The 19,880-nt window shown below is 57.0% G+C and carries 21 protein-coding genes and 1 riboswitch; of the genes, 10 read left to right on the forward strand and 11 right to left on the reverse strand.

Going from position 1 to position 19,880, the window contains the following annotated elements:
* Positions 1-188 precede the first annotated feature (188 nt).
* The 8 genes from AC1QQ2_RS10730 to AC1QQ2_RS10765 all read right to left on the reverse strand — a co-directional run bounded on the left by AC1QQ2_RS10730 (position 189) and on the right by AC1QQ2_RS10765 (position 7,357).
* Positions 189-539 carry a hypothetical protein gene (locus AC1QQ2_RS10730; protein ID WP_067552149.1) on the reverse strand — a complete coding sequence of 117 codons (351 nt, stop codon included), beginning with the start codon at positions 537-539 and terminating at the stop codon, positions 189-191.
* A 100-nt stretch (positions 540-639) separates the two neighbouring features.
* Positions 640-1,407 (reverse strand): precorrin-4 C(11)-methyltransferase, encoded by a 768-nt coding sequence (gene cobM / locus AC1QQ2_RS10735; protein ID WP_438987444.1) that lies wholly within the window; start codon positions 1,405-1,407, stop codon positions 640-642.
* Positions 1,404-3,209 carry a precorrin-3B C(17)-methyltransferase gene (gene cobJ, locus AC1QQ2_RS10740; RefSeq protein ID WP_479713134.1) on the reverse strand — a complete coding sequence of 602 codons (1,806 nt, stop codon included), beginning with the start codon at positions 3,207-3,209 and terminating at the stop codon, positions 1,404-1,406. The genes cobM and cobJ overlap by 4 nt, the downstream gene beginning before the upstream one ends.
* The gene (gene cobI / locus AC1QQ2_RS10745) at positions 3,200-3,901 is read right to left on the reverse strand and encodes a precorrin-2 C(20)-methyltransferase (RefSeq protein ID WP_479713135.1); all 702 of its coding nucleotides are present in this window, start codon (positions 3,899-3,901) and stop codon (positions 3,200-3,202) included. Before cobI ends, cobJ begins: the two co-directional genes overlap by 10 nt.
* A complete protein-coding gene (gene cbiE, locus AC1QQ2_RS10750; protein WP_479713136.1) occupies positions 3,898-5,094 on the reverse strand; it encodes a precorrin-6y C5,15-methyltransferase (decarboxylating) subunit CbiE in 1,197 nt (398 codons plus the stop codon). The genes cobI and cbiE overlap by 4 nt, the downstream gene beginning before the upstream one ends.
* Positions 5,091-5,729 (reverse strand): precorrin-8X methylmutase, encoded by a 639-nt coding sequence (locus tag AC1QQ2_RS10755; RefSeq protein WP_479713137.1) that lies wholly within the window; start codon positions 5,727-5,729, stop codon positions 5,091-5,093. Before AC1QQ2_RS10755 ends, cbiE begins: the two co-directional genes overlap by 4 nt.
* Positions 5,730-5,798: 69 nt before the next feature.
* Positions 5,799-7,121, reverse strand: a complete 1,323-nt coding sequence (locus tag AC1QQ2_RS10760) for a sirohydrochlorin chelatase (protein WP_479713138.1) — start codon at positions 7,119-7,121, stop codon at positions 5,799-5,801.
* Entirely contained in the window at positions 7,118-7,357 is a 240-nt protein-coding gene (locus AC1QQ2_RS10765; protein WP_479713139.1) for a DUF6732 family protein, read from the reverse strand. Before AC1QQ2_RS10765 ends, AC1QQ2_RS10760 begins: the two co-directional genes overlap by 4 nt.
* 290 nt (positions 7,358-7,647) lie before the next feature.
* Here AC1QQ2_RS10765 and AC1QQ2_RS10770 point away from each other — a divergent pair, with 290 nt between their 5' ends.
* From AC1QQ2_RS10770 to AC1QQ2_RS10795, 6 genes are all read left to right on the forward strand, one after another.
* On the forward strand, positions 7,648-8,622 hold the full coding sequence (locus AC1QQ2_RS10770; protein ID WP_479713140.1) for a glutathione S-transferase family protein: 975 nt from the start codon (positions 7,648-7,650) through the stop codon (positions 8,620-8,622).
* 104 nt (positions 8,623-8,726) lie between these two features.
* Complete coding sequence (locus AC1QQ2_RS10775; protein ID WP_479713141.1) at positions 8,727-9,098, forward strand: DUF1636 family protein; 372 nt, start codon at positions 8,727-8,729, stop codon at positions 9,096-9,098.
* Positions 9,098-10,036: a threonine-phosphate decarboxylase gene (locus AC1QQ2_RS10780; RefSeq protein ID WP_479713142.1), complete on the forward strand. Its 939-nt coding sequence runs from the start codon at positions 9,098-9,100 to the stop codon at positions 10,034-10,036. The genes AC1QQ2_RS10775 and AC1QQ2_RS10780 overlap by 1 nt, the downstream gene beginning before the upstream one ends.
* Complete coding sequence (gene cbiB, locus AC1QQ2_RS10785) at positions 10,033-10,932, forward strand: adenosylcobinamide-phosphate synthase CbiB (RefSeq protein ID WP_479713143.1); 900 nt, start codon at positions 10,033-10,035, stop codon at positions 10,930-10,932. The genes AC1QQ2_RS10780 and cbiB overlap by 4 nt, the downstream gene beginning before the upstream one ends.
* Positions 10,933-10,985: 53 nt before the next feature.
* A complete protein-coding gene (locus AC1QQ2_RS10790) occupies positions 10,986-12,149 on the forward strand; it encodes a lytic murein transglycosylase (protein ID WP_479713144.1) in 1,164 nt (387 codons plus the stop codon).
* Positions 12,150-12,152: 3 nt separating this feature from the next.
* Positions 12,153-13,043: a glycosyltransferase family 2 protein gene (locus tag AC1QQ2_RS10795; protein ID WP_479713145.1), complete on the forward strand. Its 891-nt coding sequence runs from the start codon at positions 12,153-12,155 to the stop codon at positions 13,041-13,043.
* Here AC1QQ2_RS10795 and smc read toward each other — a convergent pair.
* Positions 13,030-16,485 (reverse strand): chromosome segregation protein SMC, encoded by a 3,456-nt coding sequence (smc, locus tag AC1QQ2_RS10800; RefSeq protein ID WP_479713146.1) that lies wholly within the window; start codon positions 16,483-16,485, stop codon positions 13,030-13,032. The genes AC1QQ2_RS10795 and smc overlap by 14 nt on opposite strands.
* A gap of 201 nt (positions 16,486-16,686) precedes the next feature.
* Positions 16,687-16,904: riboswitch (cobalamin riboswitch) on the forward strand.
* Between the two features lie 33 nt (positions 16,905-16,937).
* Between smc and AC1QQ2_RS10805 the strand changes: the two genes are divergently transcribed.
* Both AC1QQ2_RS10805 and AC1QQ2_RS10810 read left to right on the forward strand, forming a co-directional pair.
* Entirely contained in the window at positions 16,938-17,105 is a 168-nt protein-coding gene (locus AC1QQ2_RS10805; protein ID WP_067552109.1) for a CbtB domain-containing protein, read from the forward strand.
* Positions 17,106-17,123: 18 nt separating this feature from the next.
* Positions 17,124-17,798, forward strand: coding sequence for a CbtA family protein (locus AC1QQ2_RS10810; RefSeq protein WP_105234038.1), 675 nt, complete (start codon positions 17,124-17,126; stop codon positions 17,796-17,798).
* Here the strand turns inward: AC1QQ2_RS10810 and AC1QQ2_RS10815 are convergent.
* Positions 17,795-18,163, reverse strand: coding sequence for a DUF1636 family protein (locus tag AC1QQ2_RS10815; protein ID WP_479713147.1), 369 nt, complete (start codon positions 18,161-18,163; stop codon positions 17,795-17,797). The genes AC1QQ2_RS10810 and AC1QQ2_RS10815 overlap by 4 nt on opposite strands.
* 13 nt (positions 18,164-18,176) lie before the next feature.
* On the opposite strand from AC1QQ2_RS10815, the gene cobW reads away from it, so the two are divergent.
* Positions 18,177-19,253 carry a cobalamin biosynthesis protein CobW gene (gene cobW, locus AC1QQ2_RS10820; RefSeq protein WP_479713148.1) on the forward strand — a complete coding sequence of 359 codons (1,077 nt, stop codon included), beginning with the start codon at positions 18,177-18,179 and terminating at the stop codon, positions 19,251-19,253.
* Positions 19,250-19,699 carry a GNAT family N-acetyltransferase gene (locus tag AC1QQ2_RS10825; RefSeq protein ID WP_479713149.1) on the forward strand — a complete coding sequence of 150 codons (450 nt, stop codon included), beginning with the start codon at positions 19,250-19,252 and terminating at the stop codon, positions 19,697-19,699. Before cobW ends, AC1QQ2_RS10825 begins: the two co-directional genes overlap by 4 nt.
* A gap of 2 nt (positions 19,700-19,701) precedes the next feature.
* On the opposite strand, the gene AC1QQ2_RS10830 is transcribed toward AC1QQ2_RS10825, so the two are convergent.
* Positions 19,702-19,866 carry a hypothetical protein gene (locus AC1QQ2_RS10830; RefSeq protein ID WP_479713150.1) on the reverse strand — a complete coding sequence of 55 codons (165 nt, stop codon included), beginning with the start codon at positions 19,864-19,866 and terminating at the stop codon, positions 19,702-19,704.
* Between the last annotated feature and the right edge of the window lie 14 nt (positions 19,867-19,880).

The following is a 19,880-nucleotide window of genomic DNA, read 5'->3' on the forward strand; positions in this document are numbered from 1 at the left end:
CAAAATCGCACCGAACCATGGACCAAGCTTTGGCATAGGCGGTGAAAACTTCCTACGCTTCAACCTAGCGACACCGCGGTCGCGAATTCAAGACGCCGTCGAGCGGCTCAAAACAGCGTTCTCAGATCTGCAGTAACGATTCGGAAAGCTGGGGTAAGGGCACCTCGCCCCAGCTCTGCACCTCCAGTTTAGCTGCTGGTGAGATATCCAGCGGGCAGCTCACGAGCGCGTACGAAATCGGCAGCGGGGCCGTCCGCGGCAGCCTGATGCCATTTAAAGTCGAACACACGTTCGCCTTCTTCTTCACGCGACGTGACCACTAGGGCTTGGTACATATACTTGGGGCCGTCATAGATCTTGACGTGACCACGCAACTTTGGCGCGTCTTTAGCATCCATAGCAAAGCCAGTGTCCCACATGCGAAGGATACGATAGACGTCATCACCGTCATGAACACAGAGGCGCGATGACCGCAACAATGCGGCGCGGCGAGCATCTTCAAGACCTTGGCGAACGGCTTCGGGTAGAAATTCGGACATGGGCGTCTCCTCCAGACATGCATAGGATGATGAGCTTAATAAAAAGCAAATCAACCTATCCATTTGTGCCTGTTGCAAAATTTCCACAGGAAACGTCGCGTTACGCCTTCGCTTTGGGCCGTAGAACGTGCGGACGCGCCGCGTCATAAAGGGCCGAGTCAGGGAACCCATGCCCCCCACCAAGGGCAGGTCCAGCAAGGATCAGAGCCGTCCGCGTGATCTTGGCATCGCGCACTTTGGCATGGATGTCAGAGATCGTTCCACGGATGATCATCTGGTCTGGCCAACCAACGCGATACACAACCGCAACGGGACAATCGGCGCCGTAATAGGGCGCGAGCTGGCGTTCGATTTCACGAAGCGCACGAATGCCAAGGTGGATCGCAAGCGTCGCACCCGTCTTTGCAAAGTTCTCCAGCGTTTCGCCCGCAGGCATCGACGTCGACTTCATCGACATGCGCGTGAGAACGATCGACTGCGCAAGCTCAGGGATCGTCAGTTCTTGGCCAAGTGCAGCAGCAGCGGCGGCATAGGCAGGCACACCGGGCACGATCTGATAGTCGATATTGTCAGCCTTCAGACGACGGATCTGTTCAGCAATCGCCCCGTAAAGAGACGGATCACCAGAGTGGACGCGCGCGACATTCTCTCCACGCTGATGAGCGGCCAGAATCTCTGCGTGCGTTTCATCCAGCGTCATCGGCGCGGTATCCATGACACGCGCACCTTCAGGCGCACAGGCGACGACTTGCTCAGGGACCAGCGAACCCGCATAAAGACATACTGGGCATTCGCCAATCAAACGCTGCGCTTTGATCGTGAGCAGTTCTGGATCGCCCGGTCCAGCACCAATGAAAAATACGGTCATTTGGAATTCCTTTCACCGCTCAGGTCGCCATCAATTTTGCGAGCATACCCACGGGGCGTGAACATACGTGGGCCTTCGCCCAGTTGAGCCAGACGGCTATTCGACGAACCAACCAGAACAACGGTCAGCATATCGACTTCATCCACCTCAATGTCGGCAAGACGGCGATAGCGAACATATTCTTCTGGACGGCCAAGCGAGGACGCCAGCATCACAGGCGTATCCGCAGGGCGGTGCTGCAGCAGGATATCACGTGCTTCAGCCAACAATGTGCGGCGTGTTTTCGAAACGGGGTTGTAGAACGCGATGACAAAGTCGCCCTCGGCAGCTGCGTGGAGACGGCGAATAATATCATCACGCGGTGTCAGAAGGTCAGACAGCGAAATTGTGCAGAAGTCATGACCCAGCGGCGCACCAGCCCGAGCTGCCGCACCCTGAAGCGCAGAAACACCCGGCGAACAGACGACATCAACACGACGTGCAGCATCAGACACGCCGAGAGCTTCTGGCGAACGGTCCAGCAATTCGAACGTCAGCGCACCCATCGCATAGATGCCCGCATCGCCCGAACAAACCAAAGCAACGTTGCGCCCTTCGCCAGCGCGTTCTAGCGCATAACGGCAACGATCCTCTTCACCGCCGAGCGGGAAATCGCTGCGAATTTTTCCATGTGCGAGCGGGCCGAGAAGATCAATATACAATCCATAACCAACAAGTTCATCGGCCTCTGCGACTAATTTGGATACTTCTGGCGTCCGCCATGTCGCCTGACCAGGCCCAATGCCAACGACCGATAGACGACCACGGGAACGACCCTTCATTTCGGTGATCGGCGCATCTGCGCGTGCAATCGCACAAGTCGTATTTGCGGTCTTTGTTTTTTCAACAACCAGCTTACCATCAGATGCCGCCAGAGCTGCACCTTCGGACACGCCGTGGCAGCCGACTTCGGCGAATACGACATCAGACGGGTTCGCGATCTTCTGTGCTTCGAGCTCTTCCGCTGTGAACAAACGCAACGGCACTCCAAGACGTTTGGCCACTGTGTTCATCGCAGGCTCATCACCTTTGAGGTCAATGGTCGCGACGCAGGCCACCGCACCCTGTGCGATACCTGCGTTTTGCAGGGTCGTCGTCACAAGAGACCAAAGTTCTTCAGCATCGGCATTGCGCGCGCACCCGACCCCGACGACATAGGTCTGAGGATGGTAAACCAGCGTTTTCGCGTTTCCTTCCACAGGTGCCTCAGACACGACGAGATTGACCGCACCCCCATTGGCTTCGAGGTCGAAAATGTTCTCGCCAGTCAGCGAAATCCCTTCGCCTGCCAGAATAGCCGCCATCGCGTCTTTGGCGTCCAGCGGGTTGGCCAGACGATAGCCAGCGGGCGGCGCGTCAAGCGCAACACCGATCGCAACGTCACCTGCGGTGGTAACGGCAGCTTTGGCCTCCAGAACAGTCGCAATCTCTTGCGCCAGACGGTTCGCGCCACGATGACCACCCAACAACGGAATCACGACAGAACCGTCATCGCTAACTGAAAGGACGGGGGGTTCGCTGCGCTTATCCGACAGGAGCGGAGCAACAGCACGGATCAAAATACCAGAGGCACAGACACCAATGATCGGAACACCCGCAGCGAACAAATCACGTGCATGATCCAACGCATTTCCGAAATACGCATCCGCTTGGTCGACACGGCCTTCGCGACCATGGACGGCCAAACCCAAGGCAGCGGCCACTTTATGCGCCACGGCCTCACCAGAGCGCGAAAGCGCCATCACAACAGGTTTTACAGCCACGGGTCGGCTCCCTTTGTCAGAAGTATCATTGAGAAGTAAGGCGCATTTTCCGGCGCATCGCGGAGCGGAAGGACGACTTGATTTTGTAAGGTCGCGCGTTCAATGTAGGTGGCATGTTCGACCAGCCCCAAATCACTAATTACCGCACGAATTTTGGCCAAGTGACGGCCAACTTTCATAATCGCCACACTTTCTGCGCCAGCAATTCGCGAACGAAGTTCATCTTCGGGTAGCGGACCAGGCAGCACGGTTAGGCGTTCATTGCGGGCAACCAAGGGCCGACCGGCGACAGAGGCACATGCAGTGATCGACGTCACACCGGGAACGACTTCGCATTTAAATCTGTCGGACAAGCGAGCGTAGAGATACATGAAAGAGCCGTAGAAAAACGGATCGCCTTCACAGAGAACGACAACGTCCTGCCCAGCCTCCAACGCCTCCGCAATCTGCGCGGCGCCTACGTCGTAGGCCGCTTGCGCAGGGCCCCGTTCGGTCGTCATAGGGACTTCCATGACGATTTCTTTTGCATCCGCTGAAATCAAACCAGCAGCGATCGAGCGCGCGAAGCTCTCGCCACCAACAAGCGCAGGATAGGCGACAACCTTTGCCCCTTCGATCAAGCGGGAGGCGCGCAAGGTTATCAAGTCGGGCGCGCCCGGCCCGAGGCCAACACCGTAGAGAGTTCCGGTCATGATTTAACGATACTCCATTGGGTCACGGTCATTGCCGGTCGCCAGCCCGTTAGGCGGCCGACTGGCTCTGCTCGTTCAACCGAGAGGCGGATCAATTGCCCGCCAAATTTCGAATGTAGGTCGCGCAATACGGCTTCGGTTTCGAGGGTGACGGCGTTTGCAACGAAACGACCGTAGTTGGACAATGCGTCCCACGCGATCTGAAACGTCGTTTCCGTCAAGCCACCGCCGACAAAAACCGCGTCTGGTGTCGGCAATCCAGCCAAACATTCAGGCGCGCGGCCCTCAATTAGGGTCATTCGCGGTGCACCCAACGCCAATGCATTCTGGGTCGCGAGGGCGATGCGATCCGCCCGAGGTTCAACCCCAAATGCCACAGCATCCCGCGCGCCACGCATCCATTCGATCGCCACCGACCCGCTTCCGCAGCCGACGTCCCAAAGGACCGCACCGCGCATCGGCATGAGTTTGGCCAAGGTGATTGCCCGGACTTCTTGTTTCGTCATTGTTCCGTCAGAGGCGAACGCATCATCAGGCAGCCCCATCAGCGGCAACACTTGCGCGCCCTCGCCCGCAATGCACTCAACAGCCATACTGTTGAAGTCAGGCACAACATGATTCCATTCAGAGGCAATCCCGTCAAATCGCGTTTCCCGATCACCGCCCAGCGCACCGAACACCGTGATCCGAGACGGACCATAGCCACGCGCTGTCAAAATTTCCGCAACTTCCGAAGGCGTTTGCGCACCCGTCGTTAACAGCAGCAAACGTCCATTCGGGCGAATGAACGGGATCATCTGTTGAACAGGTCGCCCGTGGACGGTCAGCGTTTCGAGGTCGGCAAGGCTCCACCCCATCCGAACGGCGAGCCATTGAAATGCGGAAAGCTGAGGGTGAAAAACCACCTCTTCCGCTTCGAAAGACTTCGCAATTTTTGGCCCCACCGAATACCAAAGCGGATCACCCGTCGCCAAAACAACGACCTTCTTACCGCGATGTGTGCGAATAGTGTCGATCAACGCGTCAAACGGAGACGGCCACGCTATCCGCTCTGCCTTGAGGTTAGGGGTCAGCCCATGATGACGTTCACCGCCAATCACGACGTCAGCCTGCTCCACAGTCGCACGGGTGACAGGCGTTAGACCATCCATCCCGTCTTCACCGATCCCAACAATGTTGAGCCAAGCGGTCATGTCCGTTCCTCGGGCAAACCTGCGGCGAGGGCGTTGACCGCAGCGGATGCCATCGCAGATCCGCCTTTGCGGCCCTTAAGGGCAACAAAATCAATGCCACGAGAATTAGCAGCGAGTTCTGCTTTTGACTCAGCAGCGCCAATGAAGCCAACGGGGAAGCCTAGGATGACAGCAGGTTTTGGAAAACCCTCATCGATCAGTTCAAGAAGATGAAAAAGCGCAGTCGGCGCATTGCCGACGGCGACCACGGCGCCCTCGATATGAGGTTCCCAGAGGCGAACCGCAGCGGCACTGCGGGTGTTCCGAATCTCTTGGGCCAATTCAGGAGTCCGGGGATCGTTAAGCGTCACGATCACGTCGTTCTGTGCGGGCAGATAGCGACGGATGATCCCAGCGCCAACCATCTCGCAATCACACAGGATCGGCTTGCCCGACTGAAGCGCCGCATGACCCACGGAATACACAGACGGAGTAAACGCAAGACGATCTGCGATTTCGACCATGCCACAGGAATGGATCAACCGCGTCACCAACGGCTGCATGTCCTGCGGAAATCGGTCGAGGCGCGCCTCTTTGCGCACAGTGGCAAAGCTCTGCGCGTAAATCGCGGATGGGTCTTTTTCGTATGGGCGCATATGTCGGTTCCCTGTCAGGGCAGCGGCCGCCCCGACGCCTAGATCAGAGGGGTGGGGCGGGTGTGATAGTCAGGGCTTCTTTGATTTCAGCGCGCTCTTTGGACCCAAGGGGTGATCGGCGTGCGGATAAGGAGCATGGTGATGGTCGTGCCCGTGATCATGCCCATGATGGTGGTGATCGTGGTCATGATGGTGATGATGCCCATCATCGTGATGGTGGTGGTGCCCATGGTGATGATCGTGATCATGGTGGTGATGATGATCATGGTGATGGTGGTGATGACCGTGGTCGTGATGGGTGTGTCCTTGCAGACGGCACAGGCCTGTACAGAAGGTATCGCACAGCGAACAGTCCGCAACGTTGGAACCCAGTGCGCTCGCCCCTTGGCCCTCGACGTGGTGATGATGGCTTTCTTGCACGGCACCCACTTCGGCCTCAAAGCCGATCACTTCGGTGCGGTATTTGCACAATACGCAGGTCGGAGGAGGAACTTCGCCGTAGGCAGGATGACCGCTCGCCTCGAGTGCCGCGCGACGTTCTTCTGGGGAAATCTGGCTCGCCTCACCGTCCTCAACCGCGAGCACCTGCGCGCGGAACGGGCAGATACCACAGTTCGGAACAGGAACGCTGCCTGTCTGCTCTTTGATACGCTCCGCAAAGGTTTCGAGAACCTTTGGGTGATCATTCAGATAGCCTGCTTTGACGAACTGGATGTCGGTGTGTTCAGCCGCAACCTGATCGGTAAAGCCGTAAATGCGGTCGATCAGAATGCCCGTGAACAAGAAGTACGGGAACACGACAACGCGCTTGTAGCCTAGCTTTGCGACGTGCTGCAGGGCTGGTTCGACCAGCGGGAATGTGACGCCAGAATACCCGACCTCACACCAACCAAATCCCATACCTTCCCAAAGCATTCGTGCGATCTTGGACACGTTGCTGTTCGCATCGGGGTCAGATGCACCGCGCCCAATCACGACCAAGCAGGTTTCGTGCATCGGCACATCACCAAGGTCCGCGTTGGCAGCGTCAACGGCAGTCTGAATGCGATCTGCCGCCGCCGCGATCATCTTGGGATCGACGCCCAATTCACGACCATATTTCACGTCGATACCGTGCTTGGCCGCGTAGGTGTTCAGCACGGTGGGAATGTCGTTCTTAGAGTGCATCGCCGCAAAGAGCATACCCGGAACAGCGAGAATACGTTCGCAGCCAGCGTTCCGAAGATTATCGAGACCATCGCGGATCACAGGGTTCGCAAATTCGAGGTAGCCGTAATCAACCATCCAGTCCGACGGCAGATAGGCGGGCAATTTCTCGGCCAGCACTTTGAACTCATCAACTGCCGACTGGCTCCGCGAACCGTGGCCGCAGATCATCACACCCGTTTTCATGCTGGCACCTCATCGCCTTCGATTTCTTCTTCGGCTTCTTCGTCAGCCTCTTGAGACGCTTTTTCAGCGTCGTCTTTGCGAGCTTTCAAAGCCTCGCGAAGCCCCAAAAGGATCGCCAGACCTAGTGCAGCACCCGCCACCCAATGATCATGCCCAGCCAACTCACCCAAATGGCCAACATGGGCCGAGGCGGCATTTGCCGTCAGCAAAAGGATAAGAGTAAGCGCGCTGCGCATGGCGTGACCTCCGTTCAGATAAAGACCAGAGGACCGCGAAAGTGCGGGGATCGGACGACGTGAGCTTTGGTCCCAATTCAGGTCAACCGCCGCACCACCAACCGCTCTGGCCTAGTTTAGGCTTCGTCTCGGGACTTCCTACAGGGGTAGGGCAAAGTGGGCAAACGGTTAAACGTCGCAGGGTAGATCGAAAACGACCTGTGCAGTAACGCAAAGGACATGTTCGAACAGTTCGATTGCCTGCGTAGGCCATTTGCCTATCTCTTAGTCGAAACACGAAAGGGCATAGGATGGGTTTTCTCGACAACGGCACATGGCGCGACGAATGGTACGATACCGAATCGACGGGCGGTAAATTCGTGCGCACGACGGCTGCCTTTCGAAACTGGATTACGGCTGATGGATCGGCTGGACCAACTGGCGAAGGTGGGTTCAAAGCCGAAAGCGGTCGCTATCACCTCTACGTGTCCTTCGCCTGTCCTTGGGCGCACCGCACGCTCGTGTTCCGTGCTATTAAGGGCCTGACCGACCACATCAGCGTCTCTGTCGTGCACCCTCACATGCTGAGCGATGGCTGGACATTTGAAACCGATTTTAACGGAGCAACAGGCGATACCCTCTTTGGCTTGCCGTTTCTGCGCGACATCTACACCCGCACAGACCCGACGATCTCTGGTCGGGTAACGGTGCCAATCCTCTGGGACAAAGAACGTCAGACGATTGTTTCTAACGAAAGTTCAGAGATCATCCGGATGCTCAATTCCGCATTCAATGACATCACTGGAAACACGGACGACTACTGGCCCGAAAGCCTTCGCGACCAGATCGAGGCGTTGAACGAACGCATTTACGACACGGTGAACAACGGCGTCTACAAATCAGGCTTTGCCACCAGCCAATCCGCGTATGAAGAAGCCGTAGGCCCTTTGTTCGACAGCCTCGATTGGCTCGAAGGCATCCTATCGAACAACCGTTATTTGACAGGCGACACCCTGACCGAAGCCGATTGGCGCCTCTGGACGACGCTCGTTCGGTTCGACGTTGTCTATCATGGCCACTTCAAATGTAATCGTCGTAAACTGATCGAGTATCCGAACCTCTGGGCCTACACCCGCGAGCTCTACCAGATCGAAGGCGTGGCAGAGACGACCCATTTCGACCACATCAGCCACCACTATCACTACAGCCACGACACGATTAACCCGCACCGCATTGTCCCCGTCGGGCCCGATCTGGACTGGAACGCACCACATGGACGCGGATAGTGGCATCTTGGTCATGTCCTGACCTGTGCAGACGAAGTTGACGTCCTACTCTTGTTTCGCGACGCCCAATCGGGTTCAAAAGGCGCGAAGCAAGAGGATGATCAATGACCAGCTGGATTACCATATGTGCAGGGTGCAAGCGCGCTGATTGGGGCGAGCGCAGCACGGACAAAACAGACGGTGAAGCCTTTGCTGAACTGATCGAAGCCGCTGCGCAACCTGCTCGCATCAGCACCCGCCGCGTAACCTGCACAATGGGATGTGAACGTGCCTGCAACGTGATCGTTCAAGGCGCAGGGAAGATCAGCTACTCCCTCGGCATGTTTGACGCGACACCGGCCGATGCTCAGGCAATCGTCGACTACGCCGTCATGCATTCAGAAAGCGAAACGGGCCAAGTTCCTTTCCGCCAGTGGCCTATCGGCGTCAAAGGACACTTTGTCTCCCGCCACATTCCATTGCCGGAGCAGAACTGATGGCCCGCGATCACGGTGGTGGCGTCGATGCCGCTGTCGCAAAATGGGGCGGTCATCGCTCTGACTGGGTTGATCTGTCGACAGGGATAAACCCCATCCCCTACCCCGTACGTGATATTTCGGCGGTTGCGTGGAATACTCTTCCTGACAGCGGTGCTATGGATCGGCTCATATCTGGCGCACGTGAGTTTTGGAACGTGCCCGATGGTGCCGAGATCCTACCCGCCAATGGTGCCTCTGCGCTCATCACTCGGATGCCCAGTCTTTCTGATCACGACAACACCTACATTCCAACGCCCACTTACAACGAACATGCGGCCGCATTTGAGGCAGCAGGTAAACTTGGTCATTGCGATATGACAACCGCGGCCAGCCACGTTTATGTTCACCCGAACAATCCCGATGGCAAACTTTGGTCAAGCGACGTTTTCGGTGACCGCTCTCTGACCGTCATTGACGAAAGCTTTTGTGACGTTTGGCCCGAACAATCCCATATCGCCCGCGCCGCAGACGAGGGAATTGTCATTCTCAAGAGCTTTGGCAAATTCTGGGGCCTCGCGGGACTACGCTTGGGGTTCATGATCGCTGCCCCGTCGTTCATCGATCGAATGAAAGCGCTACAAGAACCGTGGTCCGTGAATGGCCCCGCTCTCGAGATTGGTGCGAGAGCTTTGCGAGACACCGCATGGGCCGCAGATACACGAAATAGATTGGACAAAGACGCGCAACGTCTGGACGATCTGATGCTACGCAAAGGAGCAAAGCTGGTCGGCGGAACGCCACTCTTTAGACTCTACAATGTCGATGATGCCGCACATTGGCAAAATCGTTTGGCCCAAAACCATGTCTGGTCACGCATTTTCCCCTATTCGAAAACGTGGATCCGTCTTGGTCTTCCTGCGCCCGACCAATGGGATCAACTAGAGGCCGCGCTATGAGCGTTCTGTTGGCCATGGTGTTGGACGCGATTTTCGGAGAGCCAAAGTGGCTCTGGTCGCGCTTTCCGCATCCTGCGGTTCTGATGGGGAAATGCGTCAGTTTCATCGACACGTCGTTCAACAAAGGCACGCATCGCAAAGACAAAGGCATCGCGTCCTTCGCCATTCTCGTCGTGATGTTCGCACTATTGGGCATGGGCCTTCAGGATTTACCTGGCTTCTGGGCCGAAGCGATCATCGGCGCAATGCTCCTCGCGCAAAAGTCGTTAGTGGAACACGTTGCTGACGTAGCCAAAGCACTTCGTACCTCAGTTGAGGCAGGCCGTGCCTCTGTTGCCATGATCGTGGGGCGTGACACCGCCGAACTCGACGAACCCGCAGTCGCTCGCGCAGCAATCGAAAGCGCTGCCGAAAATTTTAGCGACGGCGTGCTGGCTCCGTTGTTCTGGTTTGCGGTGGGCGGGCTGCCCGGCCTTTTGATCTACAAGATCACGAACACCGCAGACAGCATGATCGGATACCGAACCCCGCGCCATGAACAGTTCGGATGGGCTGCAGCGCGGTTCGATGACCTCCTGAACCTCATTCCAGCCCGTCTGACGGCAATCCTGTTCGTCGCACTCAAACCGAACCTATGGCAATTCTCACCGATCCGTAAGGATGCGGGATTGCACCGTAGCCCGAACGCTGGATGGCCAGAGGCAGCCCTTTCTCGTGTCCTCGGGATCGCCCTTTCAGGTCCACGCGCATACCACGGCGAAATGCGCGATTATCCGTGGGTCAATGCAGACGGACGGAAAGACGCCACCGCCGAAGACGTGGACCGTGCCGTGCGTGAACTCTGGCGGGCGTGGGGCATCGCATTTGTCGTGATTTTGGGCATCACTTTTATCTAAGGTTGCATGCGCCGATCCGACTGATACCCTCTCGCCAAACTGTCGGAGGTCCCATGCGTTTTGTTTTGCCTTTCATCGCCGCCCTTTGCGCAACTTCGGCACAGGCCACGACTTGCGGCGGTTCTTTTGCGAATTTCGTCGAGGGTCTCAAACAAGAAGCCGTTGCGAGCGGACATGATCGCGGAACGGTCGATCAGTTCTTTGCGAACGCAACCCAAGACGATGCCGTTCTTCGGGCTGACCGTCGGCAAGGTGTTTTCCAGAAGGACTTTATCGACTTCTCGCGCAGTCTCATTTCCCAAAATCGGGTCAACAACGGCGCGATCTATTCAGACCGCTTCGATTCCGTTTTCGACCGCATAGAACGCGAATATGGCATCAATCGCGGGGTTCTCTTGGCGTTTTGGGCGTTTGAAACCGATTTCGGTCAGGTCCAAGGCGATTTTAACACTCTCAATGCGCTTGTGACTCTTTCTCACGACTGTCGCCGACCAGAACTGTTCCGTCCGCAAATCTTTGCAGCTCTCACCCTTTTTGAACGCGGAGATTTTAGCCCGACGAACACCAGAGGCGCTTGGGCTGGTGAAATCGGGCAGGTGCAGATGCTACCCAAAGACATTCTTGAAAACGGTCGCGATGGCGATGGGGACGGTCACGTAGACCTCAAAGGATCTTCGCCTGATGCACTAATGTCTGGTGCTGCGATGCTGTCGTCGCTCGGCTGGCGCGCCAATGAACCATGGCTACAAGAAGTCACCGTTCCCGCGGACCTAGATTGGTCGCTCACGGGCCTGAATCACGAAATGTCAGGACGCGACTGGGCGAATTTGGGCGTTCAAGCTCGCAGCGGGTCCATCGCCAATTTGCCTGCTTCGATCCTCTTACCAATGGGCCGTAAAGGTCCAGCCTTCCTCGCCTATCCGAATTTCCATGTCTATTTCGAATGGAACAAATCGATGGTCTACGTGACCACCGCAGCTTATTTTGCAACCCGCCTAGAAGGGGCTCCAGCCTATAACGCAGGAAACCCCGACCCTGCGCTGAGCGGCGAAGAAATCATGACCCTGCAGCGTCGACTGGAAGCCCGCGGCTACGATGTAGGCGGTGTCGATGGGATCATCGGTGAAATGACCCGCGAAGCCGTTCAGACAGAGCAAGAACGGCTCGGTTTGCCAGCTGACGCTTGGCCAACGCGCGATCTGTTGAACCGCCTCTAATCGATGGCTAACTGGGGAATATGCACTACGATAAAGGCCCCACTGGGCGAGGTGGAGGCCTTTATCGCCTATCACTTGTCCATCGGGGTTGCGCATATTTGGCTCCACTTCGATGATCCAGACGACCCAGCCGCCACTGCGTTTGAGGGTCATCCACAGCTGACAATTATCCGATGCGACGAGGCGTATTGGATTAACCTCCTCGGTTCGCGCCCTGACGCGCACCAGCCCCGCCAAGCCGCGAATATGAAGCGGGTCTACGACGCCGCGCCATTGGAATGGCTCGCGCATATCGACGTGGACGAGTTTATCTATACCGACGAATTGATTGGCTCTGTGCTGGGTACAGCATCCGATTGCATGGTCCGCATGCGCCCATGGGAGGCCGTCCATTCCCCTAAAGGGCTTCCTGTTTTCGATGCGAACCTGTTCCGCGCACCGCTCAAAGGCAAAGATCTGCGCCAACGCTGGCGGCAGTCGTTTCGGCAGTTTGCCCCCGCCCTCCGCAAGGGCGCGTTGAGCCATGTCGCTGGAAAGTCATTCTTCCGAACAGGGCGCGATGATCTTGAACCGAGAATTCATGGGGCTTGGGTGAATGGCGAGCAATTGCGCGGCATCCCATTTAACGATGATATCAAACTACTACATTTCCATGCCCAAAATCGCGCTGATTGGATTGCGCGCCTCCCCTATCGGCTCGAATACGGTGGGTATCGCGGCAATCAGGAAATGAAGAGTCACCTTGACGGCGCTAGTGTCGAAGAAATCGCCGCATTCTACGATCAGGTGATGACGATAAAGCCGTGGCTCGCCCTGAAATTGGCCGAGGAAAACTTGCTCATTGAGGCAAACTTAGACCTGCCAGCCAAGGTCGCTGCCTTTAGGCAACCATAGCTTCAGCCTTTTTCAGATCGACACTGACTAACTGGCTAACCCCTTGTTCCTGCATTGTAACGCCGAACAAACGGTCCATCCGCGCCATCGTCACCGCGTGGTGCGTGATGATCAAGAAACGCGTGTTCGTCTGGCGTGTCATTTCATCCAAGAGGTCACAGAACCGCGTCACGTTGGCATCGTCCAATGGCGCGTCAACTTCGTCGAGAACACAGATCGGCGCGGGGTTCGCGAGGAACACCGCAAAGATCAGCGCCATCGCGGTCAAGGTTTGCTCACCACCCGACAACAGGGAAAGCGTCGACAGCTTTTTACCGGGTGGCTGGCACATGATCTCTAGACCAGCTTCGAGCGGGTCATCAGACTCAACTAGAACCAGCTTTGCCTCGCCACCACCAAACAGGTGGGTGAACAGCATGCCGAAGTTCTCATTCACCTGCTCGAAGGCAGTCAAAAGGCGTTCGCGACCCTCGCGGTTCAGACCAAAGATCCCCTGCCGCAGGGCTTTGATCGCTTCTTCCAAATCCACTTTGTCGCCAGTGAGTTTGTCGTATTCCGTTTGAACCTCAACCGCGTCTTCTTCGGCCCTAAGGTTAACAGCGCCCAGCGCGTCGCGCTGACGTTTATAACTATTCACCTGAACTTCGATTTCTTCGGCAGGTGGCATCTTATCTGGATCAACGTCCAGCGCATCGAGGAGCTTATCAGGCGTCGTTTCCTGCGCTTCCATGATCCGTTCGGCCGCGTAAGCTACAGTTTCGCGAGCGGCCTCGTTTCGGGCCTCAGCGCGGGCGCGGGCCTCGCGCGCCTCAGATGCCAGACGTTCACAATCCCGTTCAGCCATTTGCGCGTCACGAAGTGCGGTCTCAGCCTCTGCTAGATTGTCTGCAGCCCCTTTTCGGCGCTCCTCTGCTTCTTCGATTGCGTGGGCGAGTTCATCGCGCTTGGCAGCAATTTCCTCTGGCGCCTCATTGGCCTCATAGAGCGCCTCTTCGCTCTCCGCCTTGCGCTCTTCCAATTCGGACGTCCGTTTCGTCGCCGTATCCAAACGGTGGCGCCATCCACTGATCTCTTTGGTGATTTCCTGAGATCGCTTTAGACGCGCTTCACCTTCACGCCGCACTTCATCAAACGCCGCGCGTTTGGTCATCATCATCATGCGGGCGGCTTCGACGGTCATCTTGACGTCCTCAACCGCTGCTCTCGCATCCGCCAAATCTGGCAAAGCCCGAGCGGTCGCCTCGGCCTCTGACAGCGCCTTGCGCGAAGCCATCGCTTCTTCTTCATGGCGACGCAGAGCAAGGCCAGAACTTTCCCGTTTCCCCTCGGACAGGTTGCGCTCCGCTTCAGCACGCGACAGGGCACGAGCGGCATCCGCAACCTGTTGATCTGCGGCACGACGCGCGGTGCGCGCCATTTGGTCCGCTTGCGTCAGCTTCTCGAGCCGCATTGTCACGTCTTCGTGGGCGACACGCGCGGCATCTGCACGCTCAGTCGCAACCTCCAAATCCGCACGCAACTCATTCAATCGGTTGATCTGCTGCAGACGCAATGCCGCCGCCGAAGGGGCATCTTCGGCCCCAGCGCGGAACCCATCCCAACGCCAAAGATCGCCTTCAACGCTGACCAGTCGTTGCCCAGGCTGCAGATCGACTTGGAGCCGCGCACCATCTGCCGCATCGACCAGACCGACCTGCCCCATGCGGCGGACCAGAACGTCAGGGACATCAACGTAGGACGTCAAAGGCTCCACACCTGACGGTAAAGATTGCGGCGTCGCGTATGCAGGCAAAGCCGCCCAGCCAGATTTAGCATCAGCACCAACCGAAGGCGCGCGCAGGTCGTCCGCCAATGCTGCACCCAGCGCCTTTTCATAGCCCGACTTCACCGCTAACAGATCGAGGATCTGACCACCCTCTTTCGCGTCACGTTCGACCAATTTCGACAATGCCGCCACTTCGGCACGCAGCGCATTAGCCTCACCCTCAGCCGCCGACCGCAAGGCCCGTGCATCAACCTCATGCGATTGACCATCTGCACGGGCAGCTTCGGCCTCAATCAGCGTTTCTTCGGCATGTTCAGCCGTCGCGCGGGCAATCTCTTCGGCCTCTTGTGCCATTTCGAAATCAGCTTCGGCTTTTTCCAATGCAGCCTCAGCGTCAGCCATGGCCGTGCGGGCACGAGTTGCGTCTTCTTCTGCCTTTGCCAAAGTTTTGCGGCTGTCTTCAATCAAACGCTGCGCAGACTGGTGACGAGCCGCCAAACGGGCCACATCCTCTGTCTGCTCAGACATCATCGTTTCGCGATCCTGCAAGGTCGCCGCGGCATCACGCGCAGCGGCCTGCGCAGCCTCAAGGCGGCCTTCATGACCCTGCCCAGCTTTCGCGATTTCACGCTGCTCCCATTCGAGCCGTTCAATCGTTTCGCCCGCGTCCTTATTCAGGCCCGCCTCGCGTTCGATATCCCGCGCCAATTGATCGATGCGGTTTTTTAGCGTCTGTATTGTTTCAAGCGCCCGCGCCTCTTGATCCTTTAGCGCATCGCGCTGAACCTGAAGGCGTTGCAACACCGCTGATGCGATGGCTTCTTCTTCGCGTAGGGCTGGCAGCGCATCCTCTTTTTCTGTGCGCAATTTCCCTGCAGAACGCGCGTTCCCTTCGGCCTGAGACGCCTCAACGGTCCGCTCTCGCAAAACCTCCACCGCTTTCATGCGAGCTTCTTCGGCTTCCTTCCAGCGGCGATAGAGCAACATGCCTTCGGACTGACGTAGCTTCTCACCGATTTCACGGTAGCGCGCCGCCTGACGTGCCTGACGCGCCAATTGCTGTAACTGGTTCGACAATTGCTCAATCACATCATCAACGCGTTCGAGGTTCGCCTCTGCGGCCTTCAGCTTTAACTCGGCCTCGTGGCGACGTTGATAAAGCCCAGAAATGCCTGCCGCTTCTTCGAGGATACGACGGCGTGCCTTGGGTTTCGCGTTGATCAGTTCTGAAATCTGCCCTTGGCGAACCAAGGCAGGGGAATGAGCCCCCGTCGACGCGTCTGCAAAAAGCATCTGCACATCGCGAGCGCGAACGTCTTTGGTGCCGACCTTATAGGCAGAGCCGATATCGCGGGTAATCCGACGAACAATCTCTAGGTTATCCGCATCATTAAACGCCGCTGGCGCCAACCGCTCTGCGTTATCGATCACCAGCGACACTTCGGCAAAGTTTCGAGCGGGCCGCGTCGCAGCCCCCGCGAAAATCACGTCTTCCATCCCGCCGCCCCGCATGGCGGTCGGACGGTTTTCACCCATAACCCAACGCAAGGCCTCAAGCAGGTTAGATTTACCGCAACCGTTCGGCCCAACAACGCCTGTTAGACCGTCCGCAATGATAAGATCGGTCGGATCAACAAAGCTCTTAAAGCCATTGAGACGCAGCTTGGTAAACTTCACGCGGAAAACTCATATGATTCTGAACGTTTCGTAGTTTGGCGACCCTTGCCCTCTAGAGTCAACGAAACCACCCAGCATGTGGCGGATTTGGGCGAGTTATCCACAAAATATCGAAAGCTCACAGGCCTATACCACTTGAGATCGCGACGTTTGGACCATCCAACATGTCGCGAATCCGCCTTGACGAGGGGGCCTTCAAAATCGCACAAAGAGATGTTCGGTGCCTCACCACGTACGCAAAGCGTCAGAGGATAACCGGGAATGCGGTAAGGCCGGATCCCATCCGGAGGGCCAATTCCGCAGCCGCCCCCGCGACTGTATGCGGCGAGCGTGCCCCTAAAAACCACTGGGAAACCGGGAAGGTAGGGGAAACGCAGCGACCCGCGAGCCAGGAGACCGACCGAGCAAAGTTAGAAACCATCCGTCGGGTGTGACGGAACAGGAGAAGAAATATGACCAAAGTTTTCGCTATCGCGCGCATCAACTCTGAAGTGATGTCCATCGCTGCTGCTGCAATCCTCGGCCTCGGCCTCGTTTTCGCAGCTGGCCTGAGCCACTCGGCTACCGCGCACGATCTGACGCACGACTCGCGTCACTCGATCGGCTTCCCCTGCCACTAAGGCAGCGCTGCTGATCCAATGAGCAAAAAGATTTTAACCAGCGCGTTGTTCGCTGGTCTGGCTGCGGGGGCTCTCGCAGCCCTTCTACAATTTACCTTTGTCGTCCCTGTGATGATGGAAGGTGAACTTTATGAATTTGGTGATCGGGTTCACTTTACTGACCTCGGCCCCATGTCGCCTGCCGGCCGTCCAGATGTCTGGGCAGAGTTGCCACGGCACTTTTCGACCTTCGCAAGCAACCTTGTGACATATACGGGCCTCGCCTTTATTATGGTCGCGCTGTTCGCAATCGTATCAAAGCGGGGCGTGAAAATTTCTGCTCGCGCTGGATTGGTTTGGGGGCTTTGCGGATTTTTCGCAATGAACCTTGCGCCAGCGTTTGGCCTACCGCCTGAGCTCCCTGGCACAGCGAGCGCAGATTTGGATATTCGTCAATACTGGTGGCTTGCCACGGTTGCTGCAACGGCGACGGGTCTCGGTCTTTTCGCGTTTGGGAAGATGAATGCCCACTATGCCCTCGCAGTTATCCTGATCGCGCTGCCCCATCTCATCGGCGCGCCGCACTTGGATACCTACTATGGCTATGCGCCGCCTGAACTCGGGTCACTGTTTGTTGCCCGCAGCCTCGGGGTCGCAGCAATCGCTTGGCTATCGCTCGGCTATTTCGCGGGCGCCCTCTGGGAACGCGATTAGGCGGGAATACGTCCGATCAAACAGAACCGCAGTTGGCCGATGGACCTGACATCATTCACGATGCCATCCTCGGCCTCTGCATAAAGTCGGGCGAACTCTGCGATCTCTTCGGCCTGCGAGTCAGGATCAACGCCAGAGAACAGATACGCGGCCTTACCCGTTGAACGAAATGAAACGGTGACAGGTTTGCCACAGACGATCATGCAGTCTGTTGTTGCGACCTCGGCCTGCACCATAGACCGCAGCTGATCCGCCAACGCGGCCCCTTTGGACGCACCGCCGGATTGGCAACTTTCACAAATGGTGATGCGATCCGCCATCGCCTTTCCTTTCCCGCCCATTCGGGCCAAATATACGCGACCCATAACGGAGCCCGCCATGCCTGCCAAGATTCCCGCAACCGTCGTCACCGGCTTTCTAGGTGCTGGTAAGACCACGTTGATCCGCCACATCCTGCAAAATGCCAAGGGCAAACGTATTGCTCTCATCATCAACGAATTCGGTGATTTGGGCGTTGACGGTGACATCCTCAAAGGCTGCGGCGAAGAAACCTGCACCGAAGACGACATCATGGAGCTGTCGAACGGTTGCATTTGCTGCACCGTTGCCGATGATTTTATTCCGACCATGGAAAAACTGCTGGAACGGGACAACAAACCCGACCACATCGTGATCGAAACCTCTGGCCTCGCCCTGCCCCAGCCCTTGGTACGTGCGTTCAACTGGCCCGGCATCTCGACCAAAGTGACTGTGGACGGCGTTGTAACCGTAGTCGACGGCAAGGCCGTCACTGAAGGTCGTTTTGCGCACAGTGTCGAAGCTGTCGATGCCCAGCGCAAATTGGACGAAAACCTCGATCACGAAACACCGCTGTCTGAACTCTTCGAAGACCAGATCGCCTGCGCTGACATGATCGTTGTGAATAAGACCGATCTTTTGTCCGCAGAAGAGGTTGATGCGCTCACCGCTCAGCTCAAGTCAGAGAGCCGCGATGGTGTTCAAGTTGTCAAAGCGACTATGGGTGCACTCCCCGTCGATATTTTGCTCGGTCAGGGGATCGGCGCTGAATCCGACCTCGAAGCGCGTCATGAAATTCACCACCATCATCACCACCATGATGACGACGATCACGATGACGACCATGATGATCACGACCACGAACATGAGCACGGCCATGACGAGTTCGAATCCTTCGTTGTCACCCTGCCAGAAGTGACCGACGCAAAGGCCTTTGCGGCACAGGTCGTGGACGTGATCAAAGCGCACGACATCCTGCGTCTCAAAGGGTTCGTCGCTGTTGAAGGCAAACCGATGCGCATGACCCTTCAGGCCGTCGGCCCGCGCATCGAAACCTATTTCGATCAGCCTTTCTCGGGCGCTCGTGAAACCCGATTGGTTGTCATTGGCGAAGCAGGTCTCGACCGTACGGCGATTGAGGCAGCGCTGTCCGCATGATCATCGTCGAACGGAATAGCCCCAAAGACCCACAGGCGAGTGCGCTGCTCAAACAGTCGCACGCCCTGATGGAGGAGTTGTTCCCACCAGAGGATAACTTTTTCCTCGATATCGATGAGCTTTGTGTTCCGTCGATCCGATTTTTTACGGCGCGGATCGGCGACACAATTGTCGGCACAGGGGCGCTATCTATCAAAGAGGGATATGGTGAGGTGAAGTCGATGTTCACGTCATCAGAGGCCCGCGGCAAAGGCGTAGCCTCTGCTCTTCTTCGGCAGATCGAAGACGAAGCACGGGACGAAAAGCTAGAATGGTTGCGGCTGGAGACAGGAAACCTCCTCCACGCCGCGCACCGTGTGTATGAACGCCACGGGTTCACCCGCTGCGGTCCGTTTGGGGATTACCCCGATGCGGCCTCCTCCATCTTTATGGAAAAGCCGCTTTGACCCTACTTGGCCTTCTTTTCGGCAGCGGCTTTTTTCATCCGTTCCAAAAGTGCGGCTTTGTCGTTCTTTCCGCCAAACGGGTTCTTATCTGTTCCCTTGGCGTTATGTTCTTTGTGACGCGGTTGACCCTTCGGTCCCTTAGCGCCACCCGATTTACTGTAATCCATGATGCGGCTCCTTT

It is taken from the genome of Aestuarium sp., from assembly GCF_023253315.1.
Classification (GTDB): domain Bacteria; phylum Pseudomonadota; class Alphaproteobacteria; order Rhodobacterales; family Rhodobacteraceae; genus Marivivens; species Marivivens donghaensis.